We start from the raw sequence: 16167 nt of genomic DNA, 5'->3' as shown, positions 1-16167 counted from the left end.
GCGGTGATGCCGGCGGCACGCGGACCGGACCCCGCAGCCCCACTGTGGCGGGCGGCGCAGGTGTTCCGGCTCCTGAGTTGCATCTACGCGCTGTATTTTCAGATCGCGATCAACGAGGACCTGGACCGGCCCGCGATCGGATGGGCGCTCTTCGCGGTGCTGATCGGCTGGAGCGTGGCGTGCGCGGCGGCGTACCTGCAGGGCTACGGCCGCAGGCCGGCATGGGTGATCGCCGAGCTCGTCGTGGTGGTGGTGCTGGTGCTGTCCACCGGGTTCGTCGCGTCCGATCAGTGGGTGGCGGCCAACCAATCGTGGCCGACCACGCTATGGGCCACCAACGCGACCATCTCCGCGGCGATCCTGCTCGGGCCGATCGTCGGCATGGTCGCCGGCGTCGTGGTGATGGCGGCCAGTGCGGCGTCGAAGGGTTACTTCAGCATCGACGTGGGCCGCAACGCCACCATAGTCATCGAGCTCGCGGTGGGCCTGGCGATCGGCATGGCTGCCCAGACGGCGCGACGCGCCCACGCCGAACTGGAGGACGCGGCTCGGCTCGCGGCATCGCTGGAGGAGCGCGAACGGTTGTCCCGCGAGGTTCACGACGGTGCGATTCAGGTACTCGCCCTGGTCGCGCGTCGCGGACGTGAAATCGGTGGAGCCACAGCGGAATTGGCTGAACTCGCGGGCGAACAGGAACGGGCGTTGCGGCGACTCGTCAGCGTGGGCAGCTCCGGTCTGCCTGCCGTGGCCTCGGCTTCGACCGACCTGGTGACGCTGCTTCGGGTCCGCGCGAGCGATCGGGTGTCGGTGAGCCTGCCCGCCACCCCGGTGCCGTTGGACACGGCGGTCGCCACCGAGGTGGACGCCGCGGTGGCCAACGCCTTGGACAACGTCGTCGCGCACGCCGGGCCGGACGCACGTGCCTTCGTCTTGCTCGAGGATCTGGGAGACTCGGTGGTGGTCAGCATCCGCGACGACGGGGTGGGAATCCCCGCTGGACGCCTCGACCAGGCGGTCGCCGAGGGACGCGTCGGTGTCGCGAAATCGATTGTGGGACGGATGAACTGGTTGGGTGGCAGCGCGCGGTTGAACACCGGGCCCGACACGGGAACGGAATGGGAGCTCATGGTCCCGAGACGGGGTGAGCGCAATGGCAGGCGCTAAGCGCGAGTACCGGGTGATGGTGGTCGACGACCATCCGATCTGGCGGGACGCGGTCGCCCGCGACTTGGCCGAGGACGGCTTCGACGTGGTCGCGACGGCCGACGGCGTCGCGTCCGCCCGCCGTCGCGCCGCGGTGGTGACACCCGACGTCGTGGTGATGGACATGCGCCTGTCGGACGGCACGGGTGCCCAGGCGACGGCGGAGGTGCTCGCGGTGTCCCCGTCGTCGAGGATCCTGGTGCTGTCGGCTTCCGACGAGCGAGACGACGTCCTCGAGGCGGTAAAGGCCGGCGCCACCGGCTATCTGGTGAAGAGCGCGTCGAAGGCCGAACTCGCTGCGGCCGTGAGCGCCACCGGCGAGGGCCGGGCGGTGTTCACTCCCGGCCTTGCCGGTCTGGTGCTGGGGGAGTACCGGCGGATGGCCTCGACGCCCGACGCGGGATCGGGGATGCCGACCCTCACCGAACGCGAGACCGAAGTCCTGCGACACGTGGCGAAGGGGCTGACCGCCAGGCAGATCGCGGAACGGCTGTCGTTGAGCCACCGCACCGTCGAGAACCACGTGCAGGCGACCTTCCGGAAGCTGCAGGTGGCCAACCGCGTCGAACTGGCCCGGTACGCCATCGAGCACGGCCTCGACCAGGAGTGATGTTCGAGTAGGACTACTCAAGACCAGCGCGATTCACGGTGCCACGATGGCGCCATGACCGAACCCGATCAGGCCGTCATCTCCAGGCTCTCGGCGGATTTCGCGACGATGGCGAGTTACCTGGCGCGCGCGTCGACCGATCTGCGTGGACTGGAGCGCATCATGGCCGAGCGGACGCCACAGCCCGTTGCGCCGGCGCCGTACTACTACCCGCAGGCGCAATACCCGCCTCAGTACCCGCAGTACGCCGCGCAGCCTGCGACGTACCAGCAGCCTGCTGCGCAGGCCGCGCCCGCCCCGGCCCACACTGCCCTGGCACAGCCCATCGGTCCGGTCCAGGCTCCTCGGCCGCAGCCCGCACCCCACTCAGACGGCTGGATCGGCAAGGTCCTCGCAGTGGCGGGTGTGGCCGTCACGCTCGTCGGCGTGGTCCTCCTCCTGGTCCTGGCTGCCCAGGCGGGAATCCTGCGTCCCGAGTTTCGTGTAGCCGCGGGTGCGGTTCTGGCCGGTGCGCTGGTCGGTGCCGGGTGGTGGCTCAACACCAGGCCGGGCGGCCGCGTCGGGGCGATCGCGCTAACCGCCACCGGTATCGCCGCCGCGTACATGGACGTCATCGCCGTCACCACCATCTACGGCTGGGTGACGGCGCCGGTGGGTCTCGTGTTGGCGGCCATCGTCGCGGGCGGTGGGTTGACGCTGGCGCGGCGCTGGGACTCCGAGCATCTGGGACTGTTGGTCCTGGTGCCACTGATCGGACTCGGGCCCGTGGTGACCGACGGGATCACCCTGCTCCTCGTCGGGTTCATGCTCGCGCTGTCCGCTGCGAGCCTGCCGGTGCAACTCGGCAAGGACTGGACCGGCCTGCACGCTGCCCGCGTGGCTGCGGCGACCCTGCCTCTGCTGGTCGCGCTCGCCGTGGTCCCGCGAGGCTCGGGCCATGCAGCTTGGGTCGCCGGTGCCTGCGGCATCGCCGTGGCGCTGGCCATCGTCAGTGCCTTGATCCTGTTGCCCCGCAGTAGTCGTCCGGTCGTGACCGCGCTGCTGGCGGCCGCGGGAACGCTGCCCGTGCTTGCGGTCTCGGCAGTCGCGGGCCGGGTGACGTCCGCATTGTCTGCGGGTGTCCTTGCCGCGGTTCTGCTCGCGATCGTGCTGGTGGGTGGTCGGTTGCCAAACGTGACGGGTGCCGTGCGTCAGATTTGGTCAGCCCTGTCCGCGGCCGCCGCGCTCATCGCGGTCGCAGTCGCGTTTGACGGCCCGGTGACCGCGCCGTTGCTGCTGGCGATGGCGGCGGTGGTTGCGGTGGCGGGGCGAAGCAGCACGGTCGCCCGCTGGTGCGCCATGGGCTTCGGCGTCGCTGGAGCATGCTATTACCTCGGCTACGCCCCGCCCGAGATGCTGACCAGTGCGACCTCGGTGACGACGCCGGTTGCCGTCTCGACACTGATCGCCAGTCTTCTGCTGGTGGCCTGCGCGGTGGCGATGACGTGGTCATGGATTGGCAAGGCCGACGACGTCATACGACTCGGGTGGACGGCTGTCGCGTTGATCGGCATGGATGCCATCACGATGTTCACGGTCACGGCTGGTGTGCTGTTCGGCGGCGAGGTCTACGGCTTCTTCGCCGGGCACGTGGCAGCCACGATCTGTTGGATCGGTCTGGCGGCGGGCGTGTTTCGTTATGCGGCAAAGCTGTCGCGGGAGGAGCGCTCGGTGCCGATCGGCGCGGGCATGGCGCTCGTGGCGGCGGCGATGGCGAAGCTGTTCCTGTTCGACCTCGGCACGTTGGACGGCATCTTCCGGGTCGTCGTCTTCATCGTGGTGGGTCTCGTGCTGCTTGGCATGGGAGCGGGTTACGCCCGACTGCTCGCCCAACAGGATCAGCAGGAGCAGCAGCCGGTGTGAGGGCACTCACCTGCGCGGATGCCATGCATCCCGGTGGTGGCGAGGTTGTACCCAGTGAACGAAAGGGAGCTCATCATGACTAGTGCAACTCGTCGAAACGACGCCGACATCACCGTATTCGAGGCCTCACCGCAGTTGGCAGGAAACCTGCAGCGCGTGCTGGTGGATCTGATCGAACTGCACCTGCAGGGCAAGCAGGCGCATTGGAACGTGGTGGGGACCAACTTCCGCGATCTGCACCTGCAGCTGGACGAGCTCGTCGACTTCGCGCGTGCCGGTAGTGACACCATCGCCGAGCGGCTGCGTGCTCTGGACGCCGTGCCGGACGGCCGGTCGGACACCGTGGCGGCCACCACCACGTTGCCGCAGTTCCCGGTCTACGAGGTCGGCACTGCCGAGGCGGTCGACCTGGCCACCGCGCGGGTGTACGCGGCGGTCGACACGATGCGTGCGGTGCACGACGACGTCGACGCCGAAGACCCCAGCACGGCCGACATCCTGCACCAGCTGATCGACGGTCTTGAGAAGCTCGCCTGGCTGATCAAATCAGAGAACCGCAAGGTCTAAAGCGTGCCGGAGGGCATGGGGGCAGGCACTGCCCGGCGCCCGGTCAGATACCAGGTGTGCATGACGCCCTTGCCCTTGACGTCTATCTCGCCTCGGTCTTCGAAGCTGAACTCGGGGTTGAGGCGTTGATAGACGTCATGGGGCACTTGGATGCGGCCCTCGACGTCCGTCGCCTCCATGCGTGATGCCACGTTGACCGCGTCACCCCAGACGTCGTAGAAGAACTTGCGGGCGCCGACCACGCCTGCGACCACCGGTCCAGCCGCGAGGCCGATCCGCAGTGGGACTTCACGGCCCTGCAGATCCTTGAGGCCGGCCACGGCGTCGGCCATGTCCAGTGCCAGGCCGGCCAGTGCCTGAAGGTGGTCGGGCCGCGACTCGGGTACGCCACTGACCACCATGTACGAGTCGCCGCTCGTCTTGACCTTCTCGAGGCCGTGGCGATCGACGAGCGCGTCGAGGTCGGTGTAGAGGGCATCGAGGAAGCGGACGAGTTCGGTCGGTGTGGTGTCGCTCGCCCGTTTTGTGTAGCCGGCGATGTCGGCGAACAGGATCGAGGCATCGTCGTACTTGTCGGCAATGATGTTGTGCGCCGGGTTCTTCAGGCGTTCGGCGATCGAGGCGGGAAGGATGTTGACCAGCAGCGTTTCCGAGCGCTGGTACTCGGTTTCCATTGCCTGCTCGGCCCTGGCAGTCTCGCGCAGTGCGTACCAGACCGTCGCGACCACGAGCAGCCATGCGGCCGCGGTGTTGACGATGAAGCCCATCTTGAATGCCCAGTCGGGCTGGGTGCCGGTGTTGTGCGGCACCCACATCTCGAGTGCGACCACCGTGACTGCTCCGAGCACGGCGAGGAGCGAGGCCAGCACGATGCGCTCGATGCCCAGTACCAGCAGCATGATCGCCGCAGCGACGGCGAAGTAGAAGTGCAGGCCGATCCCGCTGCCGATGTAAATAGAGGAGATCGTCATTCCCGTGTACGCCACCAGAAGGAACGCCACCGGTGGGAGTAGATCGCCGTATCGGTACAGCTGCGGGATGAGAAGGAAGACGACGGCGCTGCCGAGGTTCAGGTAACCGAGCCACAGCGCGTCGTTCGCGATGACGAACTGCTGGATGCCGAAGAACGCGCTCACGACCGCGGCGATCCGGGTCGTCACGGACAGCACGCGCATCTGTCGGGACGTGCCCTGCGCCTGGTGTTGGGTGCGGCCCGCGCCCCGGATCTCCAGTGCTACGGCCGGCACGCATGGGCCGCGTCGAGCCGACGGGATCACGCCCGTCGGCGCCGCTCCGTTGTCCGCGATTGTCACGCCTAGAGGGTAACTCCCGCAAGATCAGGTGCTTGCTGGCTAAATTTTCGACAATGTAAATAATTGTTTGCCGTGCGGGGGTCGAGCCCCCCGGCGCAGAGGGGATTGTTGGCTGTAGCTAATCTGGCACGGAGTGCCGCTATTTCACCATTTTCCAACGCACGATGCTTTGTCGCGGAACAATGCCTCTCAGCTGGCATTTTCATTGAAAAGAGATCTGCATGTGATGGGACGACGCTAATGCATACCCTTTCCCTGATTATTTGCCAAACGTGCCGATCCAAGCGAAGAAGTCAGGCCCCGACACCCTGAGCTGAGACTGTCTTAGGAACGGTTACTTGCAGTTCACGTCAATAGCCACGCATATTTGCTGTCGAGTGAGTAAATTAAGTCCACCGGTTGACGGTGATGTCGAAAACTTCGGTCTTGAACGAAAGAGGATCCCCCATGAACAAGTGCAGAGGCACTCTGTTTCGAGCGATCGCGACTCGGGCTGTCATAGCGGTAATCCCAGCGGCGATGGTGAGCGCGTACGCCAGCGGGATCTTCGTGGCGCCACCCAGGATGGCCGCCTACGAGTACGTCCAGGTGGCGGAAATCACCGACACGCCGAACACCATCGGCATGGCCGAGTCACCCCTCTACGGCATGTCGCAAGCTGACATCGATGCAACGCTGGACCAACTGCAGTCGATCGGCGTGCAGAACATTCGCGTGTTCGTGCCGTGGGGGCTGATCGAGCAGACGGACAACACCTATGACTTCTCTCTCCTCGACAAGGTCATGTCCGCTGCGGCCGCCCGAAACATGGGCGTCATGGCCGAGATCAACGGCACCCCGTCGTGGGCCGGGCCAAACCCAGGCAATCCAGGGTTCCCGCCCGGCAGTGACACGCCCAACGTCGCGGCGTTCACGGACTTTCTGAACAAACTCATGGCGCACCAAGTCGCCGTTCCTGGTGCCGTCCTCCCGGTGTCCTATGCCTCCATCGTCTCGGCGTACGAGATCTGGAACGAGCCCAACTCGTTCATGTTCTCCAACCCCATCAGTCCCGAGGACTACGCGACGCTGCTGAAGGCGGCGTACGCAGCGATCAATAACGTCGTTACAGGCGACCCGACTGCCACGGTCGTTGCCGGTGCCGTGGGCGCCACACAGACCTTCGGCGGGTTCACGATGGATCCGGTCACGTTCGTTACGCGGATGCTTGCCGCCCTCGGCACCAACCCGGAGCAATATTTCGATGCGTTGTCAGTGCACCCTTACGGCGATCAGATTCCGTTCTCCGGGACCTGCCCCAGCTGCGGCGCCTTCCTCACGCCGCGCGAACAGGTCGAAGCCATCATGAACCTGATTCCCGACAAGCAGGTCTGGCTCACTGAGTACGGCGTGTCCAGCACTGATGCCGCAAGCGCCGCGACCCAGGCCGCCTGGATCAAGGACCTCCTCGACACCTGGCAGGCTTACGCGGACCCGAACAGCCCCTTTTACAACCAACAGTTCGCGGAGCAGATAGGGCCGATCTTCCTTTACACCGGCCGGGACACCGCGGGCAGCACCGACCCCGGGGCCAACATGGGAATATGGACGTCGGTCGGTGGCGAGAAGGTCTACGTGGATAGCAACGGGGTCAGCCACACCGTCTCGGAGATGCTCAAGGACTGGATCGCCGCACATCCGATGCCGACCACCCCGGGCATCCCGGGCATCCCGATACTGAATCCGATCGCGGCGCTGGTCCAGGCGCTCGTATCGGGGGTGCAGGGCTTCGTGACAGCAGTCGTCACCGCCATCACGAACTTCCTCAGCGGGATCGCCGGGGTGCTGTCCGGCCCTGCCGCAGCCGCAGCCGCACCGTTGGCACTGCGGTCGGCGTCGGTCGTATCGGCGGAGACGGAGGGCCTGGCCGCCGAATCGGACGCAACCGCAGCGGACGGCAAGGGCGCCGACGCGACGGAGAAGACCGCGACGGTAGAAACTGCGACGGAGACAACCGCCACGGAAGTGACAGCAGCAGAGGAGACCGCCACGGCGGAAACTCCGGCCGAGTCCACCGAGACGGCTGCCCTGCCGGCTGTCACGGCGACGGAGACGGCGGTAGCGACGGCGACGGAGACGGCGGTGCCCGTCAAGGTCACCGAGCCCGTCACGGTCACCGAGCCCGTCAAGACTGAGCCCGTCAAGACCGAGCCAACGGGAACGACCGGCACCACCACGGAGACCGGTTCGACCGGAACCTCCACGGGTTCAACGACTCCCGAGTCGTCGACGGGCAGCAAGTCCGACGAATCCGACAAGCCAAGCGATTCGGACAAGTCCGGTGAATCCACCAAGTCCGGTTCCAGCAAGTCGGGCGAATCGACCAAGTCCGGCGCGTCCGAGGGGCAGTCGAAGTCGGGCAAGGACGGCAACGAGGGTTCCGGCAGCCGCACACGGGGCAAGGACGGCAGTGGCTCGGGTGAGGTCAAGGCCAAGCCGGTAGCCGTCACCGCGGGCGTTGGTGCGGCGGGCGCCGAAGGCGGCGAAGGCGCCTCCGATTCGGCAGGCGGTGCGGCCAGCTAGGCGAGCGATTTCGCCTGCGTCTCTACGAACCAGAGCCCTCAACGTGGAGTTGGGGGCCTCTGGTTCGTCGGCGCTTCTGGTGCCCTCGGTGAGATTCGAACTCACACTGCACGGGTTTTGAATCCGTTTCCTCTGCCAGTTGGGATACGAGGGCTCAGCTCGTGCGGTCTCCCACGATAGAGGATCGCTCGGCAGGCCCGTAAATGCCCCGAGGTCGCTGATCAGCGCCCGTCACGCGACAATGTGCACATGACCGAGTCAACGACGGACGTCGTCAAGCCGCGCCGTGTACTGATCGCCGAGGACGAGGCCCTCATTCGTCTCGACCTCGCCGAGATGCTTCGCGAGGAGGGCTACGACGTAGTCGGGGAGGCAGGCGACGGGCAGGAGGCCGTCGAGCTCGCCGAGAAGCTCATGCCGGATCTGGTGATCATGGACGTGAAGATGCCTCGCCGTGACGGCATCGACGCGGCCACGGAGATCGCAGGCAAGCGCATCGCCCCGATCGTGGTGCTGACTGCCTTCTCGCAGCGTGACCTCGTCGAGAGGGCAAGGGACGCCGGTGCAATGGCCTATCTGGTGAAGCCGTTCTCCATCACCGATCTGATCCCGGCCATCGAGCTTGCGTTGAGCCGCTTCAGCGAGATCGCAGCGCTGGAAGCAGAAGTCGCCACGCTCACCGATCGCCTCGAGACGCGCAAGCTCGTCGAGCGTGCAAAGGGTTTGCTCCAACAGAAGCAGGCGATGACCGAACCCGAGGCATTCAAGTGGATTCAGCGCGCCGCAATGGACCGCAGAACCACCATGAAGCGAGTTGCCGAGGTGGTGCTGGAAACATTGGACGTGCCCGGCGACGCGTAACAAATGCGTTTCCTGACCCGCCTTTTGACGGTCGGACACGGCGAATACGCAGGCCGCATTTCCCAACATCACGCACTACGGCCACGGGTTGGCTATGTTCTACCCGAAGCATCGGGGGACGGCCGACGTGCGCTGCACCCTCGGTGCCGATGACAACTCTGACTCGGAGGTAGAACGTGCGAGGTCGCGTGGCACGGAGTGCATTTGCTCTCGGTAGCGCGGGCTTGGTTGTGCTTGGCATTGCCGGCTGCAATCAGTCCAGCCCCGAAGAGAACAAGGCGCAAGCCAACTTGAAGATCGTCGAGCAAGTACAGATCGACGAGAACGGCGCCGAGGTGAAGGCGCCCGAAGGCGTGAAAGCCGCCGATCCCGCTGGGGACGGAAAGGCGACGTGCCCGCCGGTGTCGATCGCGATGGCGGGCGCCCTCACGGGTCCCGACGCCGCACTCGGCATCAACATCAAGAATGGCGTGCAGTTGGCCATCGACAAGCACAACGCCGCGAACCCAGGCTGCCAGGTACAGCTGAAGCCGTTCGACACCGAGGGCGACCCGCAGAAGGCCACCGCCATCGCCCCGCAGATCGTCGACGACCAATACACCATCGGTCTGGTCGGCCCGGCGTTCTCCGGTGAGACCAAGGCCACCGGCACGGTGTTCGACCAAGCCGGTTTGGTCGCGACCACTGCGTCGGCCACCAACGTCACGCTGAGCGAGAACGGGTGGAAGACGTTCTTCCGCGGATTGGCCAACGACGGCGTACAGGGCCCGTCGGTCGCCAACTACCTGAAGAACACGAAGGGCTTCAAAAAGATCTGCGTCGTGGATGACAGCACCGACTACGGCCTCGGCCTGTCCACCGCCGTGCGTGAGACGCTCGGGCCGGTGGCGGAATCGTCGTGCAACATCTCGGTGAAGAAGGGCGACAAGGACTTCTCGGCCGCGGTGACCCAGATCAAGGGCGCCAACCCGGACGCGGTGTTCTACGGCGGGTACTACTCGGAGGCCGCACCCCTGGTGCAGCAGCTGAGGGACGCGGGCGTGACGGCGACGTTCTCCAGCGCCGACGGCACCAAGGATCCGGAGTTCGTCAAGCAGGCAGGCGAGGCGTCCAAGGACGCCGTCCTTGCTTGCCCGTGCGGCCCGGCCACCGGAACGTTCGTGGACGAGTACACCAAGAAATTCGGCGTGGAGCCCAGCACGTACAGCACTGAGGGCTACGACCTGGGCACCATCCTGGTGAAGGGCATCGACGCAGGGAAGATCACCCGACCCGACCTGCTGGACTTCGTGCGCACCTATGACGGCCAGGGCGTCGCACGCAAGTACCAGTGGACGGACAAGGGCGAGCTGACCTCGACGCTGATCTGGATCTACAAGGTTCAGTAACCGTCCGAGACGAGGCGCGTCCGAGACCGAAGTGCTCTCGGGCGCGCCTCGTATCCGTAATCCACCAGGAGCCGCCCCCGGATGATCCAAGAGTGCGTCGAACAATTCGCCTGCCAGGCCGCCAACATCAACTTCAACGTCGATGGCCTGTTGAATGGGTTCTGGCAGTTGACCGTCGACGGGCTGTCGTGGGGTGCCATCTACGCGCTGGTCGCCGTCGGCTACACCCTGGTGTTCGGCGTGCTCCGGTTGATCAACTTCGCCCATTCCGAGATCTTCATGCTCGGCATGTTCGGCGCGTACTTCTGCCTGGACATGATCCTGGGGTTCTCGCCGAGCGGTAACGCCTACAACAAGGGCGTCGCACTCACCATTCTGTACCTCGCGATTGCCATGCTGTTCGCGATGCTGGTGTCGGGGACGGCGGCGGTGGGGCTCGAGTTCATCGCCTACCGCCCGCTGCGGCGCCGCAACGCGCGGTCGCTGACCTTCCTGATCACCGCCATCGGAATGTCCTTCGTGCTGCAGGAATTCGTGCACTTCATCCTGCCGCACATCATCAAGGGGTACGGCGGGTCCAACGCCCAGCAGCCGATCATCCTGGTACAACCCAAGACTCAGTTCACGATCTTCGGTGCATCGGTCTCCAACGTCACGCTGGTCGTGCTCGCCGCGGCGTTGGTACTCGCCCTGCTGACCGACATCGCGATCAACCGCACCAAGTTCGGCCGCGGCATCCGCGCCGTCGCGCAGGATTCGACCACCGCCACGCTCATGGGTGTGTCGCGTGAGCGCATCATCATCACCACCTTCCTGATCGGCGGTCTGCTGGCGGGCGCCGCGGCGCTGCTCTACACGCTGAAGGTGCCGCAAGGCCTCATCTACTCCGGCGGATTCCTGCTGGGCATCAAGGCCTTCTCGGCCGCGGTCCTCGGCGGCATCGGAAACCTGCGCGGTGCACTCCTCGGCGGTCTGTTGCTCGGCGTGATGGAGAACTACGGCCAGGCCGTGTTCGGCACCCAGTGGCGTGACGTCGTCGCCTTCGTCCTGCTCGTCCTCGTCCTGTTGATCCGGCCGACCGGCATCCTCGGCGAAAGCCTCGGAAAGGCGCGCGCATGAGTCACAAGGCTGCGCCCGAGAGCGGTTCGGTCACGTCCCTCGGTCAGCGACTGCTGGCCCCCGGCGACGGTCTGCGGCAGTGGTGGTCGGGCCTCAGCCGGCCGATGAAGTGGATCTTCGGTGTCATCGGCTTCACGCTGCTCGCGCTGTTGCCCTTGTACACACCGGGTTTCATCGACACCCCGGGCATCAGCTTCGGCGGCACCATGGCGGCGTTCGTGATGGTCGCGATCATCGCCATCGGGCTCAACGTGGTGGTCGGTCAAGCCGGCCTGCTCGACCTCGGCTACGTGGGCTTCTACGCAGTGGGTGCCTACACGGTTGCGCTGATCACCAGTCCCGACAGTCCATGGAACAAGATGGGTCCCACCGGGTTCTTCAGCAAGGACTGGGCCTGGCTGTCTTGTGTTCCACTGGCGATGGCGGTGACCGCGCTGGCGGGTCTGATCCTGGGCATCCCGACGCTGCGCCTGCGCGGTGACTACCTGGCCATCGTGACGCTCGGCTTCGGCGAGATCATCCGCCTGCTCGCCGACAACCTCTCCGACATCACCAACGGGTCGCGCGGTCTGAACGAGATCGCCTATCCGCGGCTGGGGGAGACCGAGAAGTTGCCCAACGGCGTGTTCTCCAGCGGCAACTCGATGGGTCACGCCAACTACGGCACCTGGTGGTTCTGGCTCGGCCTGCTGTTGATCGTCGGTCTCCTGCTGTTGGTCGGCAACCTGGAGCGCAGCCGGGTGGGCCGGGCCTGGGTGGCCATCCGGGAGGATGAGGACGCCGCGGAAGTCATGGGCGTCAACACCTTCCGGTTCAAGCTGTGGGCCTTCGTGATCGGTGCGGCGATCGGCGGCCTGTCCGGGGCGCTCTACGCCGGCCAGGTGCAGTACGTCGCGCCGACCAACTTCAACATCATCAACTCGATGCTGTTCCTGGTGGCCGTGGTGCTCGGCGGTCAGGGCAACAAGCTGGGCGTCATCTTCGGCGCGTTCATCATCGTCTACCTGCCCAACCGATTACTCGGTGTGCATCTGCTCGGCGTCAACCTCGGCGACCTAAAGTACCTGTTCTTCGGCCTGGCGCTGGTGGTGTTGATGATCTTCCGGCCACAGGGCCTGTTCCCGGTGCGCCAGCAATTGCTCGCATACGGCAAGTCCGCGCACAAACTGCTTGGCAGCGCGGATGATTCGAAGGCGGCGGCATGACCACGAGCGAGAAGCGAAGCGGGATCGCGCATGACTGAAGAGCCCGTGATCGACGAAGAACTCGCGGCACTGCACCGCGAGGTCCAGGTGGCAGAGGGCGAGCCGCTGCTGGAGACAAAGGATCTCACCGTCAAGTTCGGCGGACTCACCGCACTCGACGCGGTGACGTTCAGCATCAAGCGGGGCGAGATCCTCGGATTGATCGGACCCAACGGCGCGGGAAAGACCACCTGCTTCAACGCCATCACCGGCGTCTACCGGCCCACTTCGGGCACGGTGATGTTCGACGGCGCACCGCTCGGGAAGATCAAGCGGCACCAGATCACGCGGCTCGGCATCGCCAGGACGTTCCAGAACATTCGGCTGTGGGGCGAGATGACGGCGCTCGAGAATGTCGTGGTCGGCACCGACGCCAGGCACAAGACGTCCGTGCCAGGGGCACTGGTCCGCACCCCCCGGCACCGGCGTGAGGAGAAGTCGGCGGTCGAAAAGGCAGCCGCCCTGCTGCAATTCGTCGGCATCTCACAGCGTGCCGACGAAAAGGCCAAGAACCTGCCGTACGGCGACCAACGCAGACTGGAGATTGCCCGCGCACTGGCCACCGAGCCCAAGCTGTTGTGCCTCGACGAGCCCGCGGCGGGGTTCAATCCGAGCGAGAAGTCCGCACTCATCGAGCTGATCCGGGCGATTCGTGACGACGGCTACACGGTGCTGCTGATCGAACACGACATGCGCCTGGTCATGGGTGTCACCGACCGGATCGTCGTGCTCGAGTTCGGTCGCAAGATCGCCGACGGGCTGCCTGCCGAGATCCGCGACAACCCGGCGGTCATCGCCGCATATCTGGGGGTGCCCGATGACGAACTCGGCTGAGACGACGGATGCCGATCCGCGACCGGTCCTGCTCGAAGTCCGCGACGTCGTCGTGCACTACGGGCGCATTCAAGCGCTGCACGGTGTTTCGCTGATCGTGCGCGAAGGTGAGCTCGTCACCCTGCTCGGCTCCAACGGTGCGGGCAAGACCACGATGATGCGTGCCATCTCGGGTCTGCGACCACTCTCGTCGGGCTCGGTCTGGTTCGACGGCAAGGACGTCTCGAAGGTCAAGGCCCACCGCCGCGTCACCGACGGGCTGATCCAGGCGCCGGAGGGACGCGGCGTCTTCCCCGGCATGACCGTCACCGAGAACCTCGAAATGGGGTGTTACGGGCGGAAGTTTGCGAACCGGTCCGAACACCGCGAACGGCTGGACTGGATCCTGGAGACGTTTCCGCGGCTCGCGGAGCGGCGCACCCAGGTAGGGGGCACGCTGTCCGGCGGCGAGCAGCAGATGCTGGCGATCGGACGCTCGCTGATGGCGAGGCCGAAGGTGCTGCTGCTCGACGAGCCGTCGATGGGCCTTGCCCCCATGGTGATCTCGCAGATCTTCAAGATCATCTCCGAGATCAACTCGACGGGTACCACGGTGCTGCTCGTCGAGCAGAACGCCCAGCAGGCACTGAGTCGCTCGGATCGCGCCTACATCCTCGAGACCGGCCAGGTGACGCGCAGCGGGCCGGCGCGGGAGTTGTTGGCCGACGACGGCATTCGCGCCGCCTACCTCGGCGTGGCCTAGCCTCCTCCCGCGAGCGCGCGTGTCTGCTGCCCGACACGCCGCAAAACTCCAGCAGAACGTGCACGTTCGCGGACGGTGCATGGATCGCCCCGACGCCGAGCGCGCGCAAAATCAGGGCTCCCCGCGGCGTGTCGCCCGCAGACACGCGCGCTCGCGGAGGAAGGGGGGACCCACCTAGCGGGCGACGATGACCGACGACCCGTGGCCGAACAGGCCCTGGTTGGCCGTGACGCCCACCGTGGCGCCCTCGACCTGCCTGCCAATGGCCTGACCCTTCAACTGCCAGGTGAGCTCGCAGACCTGCGCGATCGCCTGGGCCGGGATCGCCTCGCCGAAGCACGCAAGGCCGCCGGAGGGGTTGACCGGGATCCGGCCGCCGATCGTCGTCGCGCCGCTGCGCAGCAGAGCCTCGGCCTCGCCCTTGGCGCACAGGCCCAGGTGCTCGTACCAGTCCAGCTCGAGGGCGGTGGACAGGTCGTAGACCTCGGCCAGGCTGACGTCGTCGGGTCCGATGCCCGCCTCCGCATAGGCGGCGTCGAGGATCTGATCCTTGAACACCCGCTCCGGTGCGGGCACCACGGCGGTGGAATCCGTTGCGATGTCCGGCAATTCGGGCAAGTGCTGAGGGTAGCGTGGGGTCACGGTGGACACGGCGCGCACCGAGGGCACGCCCTCGAGCGAGCCAAGGTGCTTCTCCGCGAAGGACTTGCTCGCCACCACCAACGCCGCGGCGCCGTCCGACGTGGCGCAGATGTCCAGCTGCCGCAGCGGATCGGAGACGACCGGACTGGCCAGCACGTCCTCGACCGCGGATTCCTTGCGGTAGCGGGCATTCGGATTCTGCAGACCGTGGCGGGAGTTCTTGACCTTCACCTGGGCGAAGTCCTCGGACGTGGCACCGTAGAGATCCATCCTGCGGCGGGCAAGCAGCGCGAAGTACACCGGGTTCATCGCGCCGATCAGGTGGAACCGCTGCCAGTCGGGATCGTTCTTGCGCTCGCCGCCAACGGGTGCGAACGCGCCCTTCGGGGTCGTGTCGGCGCCGATCACCAGAGCGACGTCGCAGAACCCGGCCAGGATGTGGGCGCGGGCGCTCTGCAACGCCTGCGAGCCACTGGCGCACGCCGCGTAGCTCGAGCTGACCGGGACGCCGTTCCAGCCCAACTTCTGCGCGAACGTCGACCCGGCGATGAAGCCGGGGTAGCCGTTGCGGATGGTGTCGGCGCCAGCCACCAGCTGGATCTGGCGCCAGTCCAATCCGGCCTCGGCCAGCGCGGCGCGGGCGGCGACGACGCCGTACTCAGTGAAGTCGCGGCCCCACTTGCCCCACGGGTGCATACCGGCACCAAGGATGTACAGCGGATCCGGGCTCATTCTGCGATCCTCCAGGCGTAGACGCTGCGGACGAATCCGTCCTCGTCGGTGTACAGCGGCATGGTGGTCAACTCCATCTCCATGCCGACCTTGAGGTCGGCGGCCAGGGTGCCCTCGACGACCTTGCCCAAGATGATCAGTCCTTCTTCGACGAGCTCCACCGCGGCGATGGCGAACGGCTCGAACGGGTCGGAAGCCGGGTATGGCGCGGGTGGGGGATACCGATTCTCGGTGTAGCTCCACACCCTTCCGCGGCGGGACAGCGGCACCTGCTCCAAGTCATCGCCGGTGCACGCCGGGTTGGGGCAGTTGTTGGCCCGCGGCGGGAAGACGTAGGTGCCGCACTGCGTGCACTTGCCCGCGATCAGGTGTGGAACTCCGGCGTCGTCGTGAGCGAACCATCCATCGATGGCGGGTAGCTGATTGGTGGCGTCGATTGCTGCTGGCA

Annotated in this window: 14 protein-coding genes and 1 tRNA gene; 11 read left to right on the top strand and 4 right to left on the bottom strand. The window is 66.1% G+C overall.

Going from position 1 to position 16167, the window contains the following annotated elements; all coding sequences use genetic code 11:
- The first annotated feature begins 6 nt into the window (after positions 1-6).
- The 4 genes from macS (at position 7) to HNP02_RS00435 (ending at position 4282) form a co-directional block, all read left to right on the top strand.
- Positions 7-1164, top strand: a complete 1158-nt coding sequence (macS, locus tag HNP02_RS00450) for a MacS family sensor histidine kinase (protein ID WP_184434825.1) — start codon at positions 7-9, stop codon at positions 1162-1164.
- A complete protein-coding gene (locus HNP02_RS00445) occupies positions 1151-1813 on the top strand; it encodes a response regulator transcription factor (protein ID WP_255506079.1) in 663 nt (220 codons plus the stop codon). The genes macS and HNP02_RS00445 overlap by 14 nt, the downstream gene beginning before the upstream one ends.
- A gap of 54 nt (positions 1814-1867) precedes the next feature.
- The gene (locus tag HNP02_RS00440; protein ID WP_184432923.1) at positions 1868-3715 is read left to right on the top strand and encodes a DUF2339 domain-containing protein; all 1848 of its coding nucleotides are present in this window, start codon (positions 1868-1870) and stop codon (positions 3713-3715) included.
- A 75-nt stretch (positions 3716-3790) separates the two neighbouring features.
- Positions 3791-4282 (top strand): Dps family protein, encoded by a 492-nt coding sequence (locus HNP02_RS00435; RefSeq protein WP_184432918.1) that lies wholly within the window; start codon positions 3791-3793, stop codon positions 4280-4282.
- Here HNP02_RS00435 and HNP02_RS00430 read toward each other — a convergent pair.
- Complete coding sequence (locus HNP02_RS00430) at positions 4279-5589, bottom strand: adenylate/guanylate cyclase domain-containing protein (protein ID WP_375373628.1); 1311 nt, start codon at positions 5587-5589, stop codon at positions 4279-4281. The genes HNP02_RS00435 and HNP02_RS00430 overlap by 4 nt on opposite strands.
- A 453-nt stretch (positions 5590-6042) precedes the next feature.
- Here HNP02_RS00430 and HNP02_RS00425 point away from each other — a divergent pair, with 453 nt between their 5' ends.
- Complete coding sequence (locus tag HNP02_RS00425) at positions 6043-8157, top strand: cellulase family glycosylhydrolase (protein ID WP_184432913.1); 2115 nt, start codon at positions 6043-6045, stop codon at positions 8155-8157.
- A gap of 77 nt (positions 8158-8234) precedes the next feature.
- On the opposite strand, the gene HNP02_RS00420 is transcribed toward HNP02_RS00425, so the two are convergent.
- Positions 8235-8311: transfer RNA gene (locus tag HNP02_RS00420), tRNA-Leu, on the bottom strand.
- 95 nt (positions 8312-8406) lie between these two features.
- Between HNP02_RS00420 and HNP02_RS00415 the strand changes: the two genes are divergently transcribed.
- From HNP02_RS00415 to HNP02_RS00390, 6 genes are all read left to right on the top strand, one after another.
- Complete coding sequence (locus HNP02_RS00415) at positions 8407-9018, top strand: ANTAR domain-containing response regulator (RefSeq protein ID WP_184432907.1); 612 nt, start codon at positions 8407-8409, stop codon at positions 9016-9018.
- Between the two features lie 176 nt (positions 9019-9194).
- The gene (locus tag HNP02_RS00410; RefSeq protein WP_184432900.1) at positions 9195-10406 is read left to right on the top strand and encodes a branched-chain amino acid ABC transporter substrate-binding protein; all 1212 of its coding nucleotides are present in this window, start codon (positions 9195-9197) and stop codon (positions 10404-10406) included.
- An 81-nt stretch (positions 10407-10487) separates the two neighbouring features.
- On the top strand, positions 10488-11525 hold the full coding sequence (locus tag HNP02_RS00405) for a branched-chain amino acid ABC transporter permease (RefSeq protein WP_184432896.1): 1038 nt from the start codon (positions 10488-10490) through the stop codon (positions 11523-11525).
- Positions 11522-12730 (top strand): branched-chain amino acid ABC transporter permease, encoded by a 1209-nt coding sequence (locus HNP02_RS00400; RefSeq protein ID WP_184432891.1) that lies wholly within the window; start codon positions 11522-11524, stop codon positions 12728-12730. Before HNP02_RS00405 ends, HNP02_RS00400 begins: the two co-directional genes overlap by 4 nt.
- A 30-nt stretch (positions 12731-12760) precedes the next feature.
- Positions 12761-13603, top strand: coding sequence for an ABC transporter ATP-binding protein (locus HNP02_RS00395; protein ID WP_221317024.1), 843 nt, complete (start codon positions 12761-12763; stop codon positions 13601-13603).
- The gene (locus HNP02_RS00390; protein ID WP_184432885.1) at positions 13587-14345 is read left to right on the top strand and encodes an ABC transporter ATP-binding protein; all 759 of its coding nucleotides are present in this window, start codon (positions 13587-13589) and stop codon (positions 14343-14345) included. Before HNP02_RS00395 ends, HNP02_RS00390 begins: the two co-directional genes overlap by 17 nt.
- A gap of 174 nt (positions 14346-14519) precedes the next feature.
- Here the strand turns inward: HNP02_RS00390 and HNP02_RS00385 are convergent, their stop codons facing one another.
- Both HNP02_RS00385 and HNP02_RS00380 read right to left on the bottom strand, forming a co-directional pair.
- Entirely contained in the window at positions 14520-15719 is a 1200-nt protein-coding gene (locus HNP02_RS00385) for a lipid-transfer protein (RefSeq protein ID WP_184432882.1), read from the bottom strand.
- On the bottom strand, positions 15716-16156 hold the full coding sequence (locus HNP02_RS00380; protein WP_184434813.1) for an OB-fold domain-containing protein: 441 nt from the start codon (positions 16154-16156) through the stop codon (positions 15716-15718). Before HNP02_RS00380 ends, HNP02_RS00385 begins: the two co-directional genes overlap by 4 nt.
- Between the last annotated feature and the right edge of the window lie 11 nt (positions 16157-16167).

Source organism: Mycobacterium sp. AZCC_0083 (assembly GCF_014202335.1).
GTDB lineage: Bacteria > Actinomycetota > Actinomycetes > Mycobacteriales > Mycobacteriaceae > Mycobacterium.
Note: the sequence above shows the minus strand (reverse complement) of the source record. Positions and strands in the feature narration are given on the sequence as shown.

Bases quoted from the DNA above. Each gene is read 5' to 3' on its own strand.
- HNP02_RS00440 (WP_184432923.1), top strand. From the start codon at position 1,868: ATGACCGAACCCGATCAGGCCGTCATCTCCAGGCTCTCGGCGGATTTC.
- macS (WP_184434825.1), top strand. From the start codon at position 7: ATGCCGGCGGCACGCGGACCGGACCCCGCAGCCCCACTGTGGCGGGCG.
- HNP02_RS00415 (WP_184432907.1), top strand. From the start codon at position 8,407: ATGACCGAGTCAACGACGGACGTCGTCAAGCCGCGCCGTGTACTGATC.
- HNP02_RS00395 (WP_221317024.1), top strand. From the start codon at position 12,761: ATGACTGAAGAGCCCGTGATCGACGAAGAACTCGCGGCACTGCACCGC.
- HNP02_RS00435 (WP_184432918.1), top strand. From the start codon at position 3,791: ATGACTAGTGCAACTCGTCGAAACGACGCCGACATCACCGTATTCGAG.
- HNP02_RS00400 (WP_184432891.1), top strand. From the start codon at position 11,522: ATGAGTCACAAGGCTGCGCCCGAGAGCGGTTCGGTCACGTCCCTCGGT.
- HNP02_RS00405 (WP_184432896.1), top strand. From the start codon at position 10,488: ATGATCCAAGAGTGCGTCGAACAATTCGCCTGCCAGGCCGCCAACATC.
- HNP02_RS00425 (WP_184432913.1), top strand. From the start codon at position 6,043: ATGAACAAGTGCAGAGGCACTCTGTTTCGAGCGATCGCGACTCGGGCT.
- HNP02_RS00445 (WP_255506079.1), top strand. From the start codon at position 1,151: ATGGCAGGCGCTAAGCGCGAGTACCGGGTGATGGTGGTCGACGACCAT.
- HNP02_RS00385 (WP_184432882.1), bottom strand. From the start codon at position 15,719: ATGAGCCCGGATCCGCTGTACATCCTTGGTGCCGGTATGCACCCGTGG.
- HNP02_RS00390 (WP_184432885.1), top strand. From the start codon at position 13,587: ATGACGAACTCGGCTGAGACGACGGATGCCGATCCGCGACCGGTCCTG.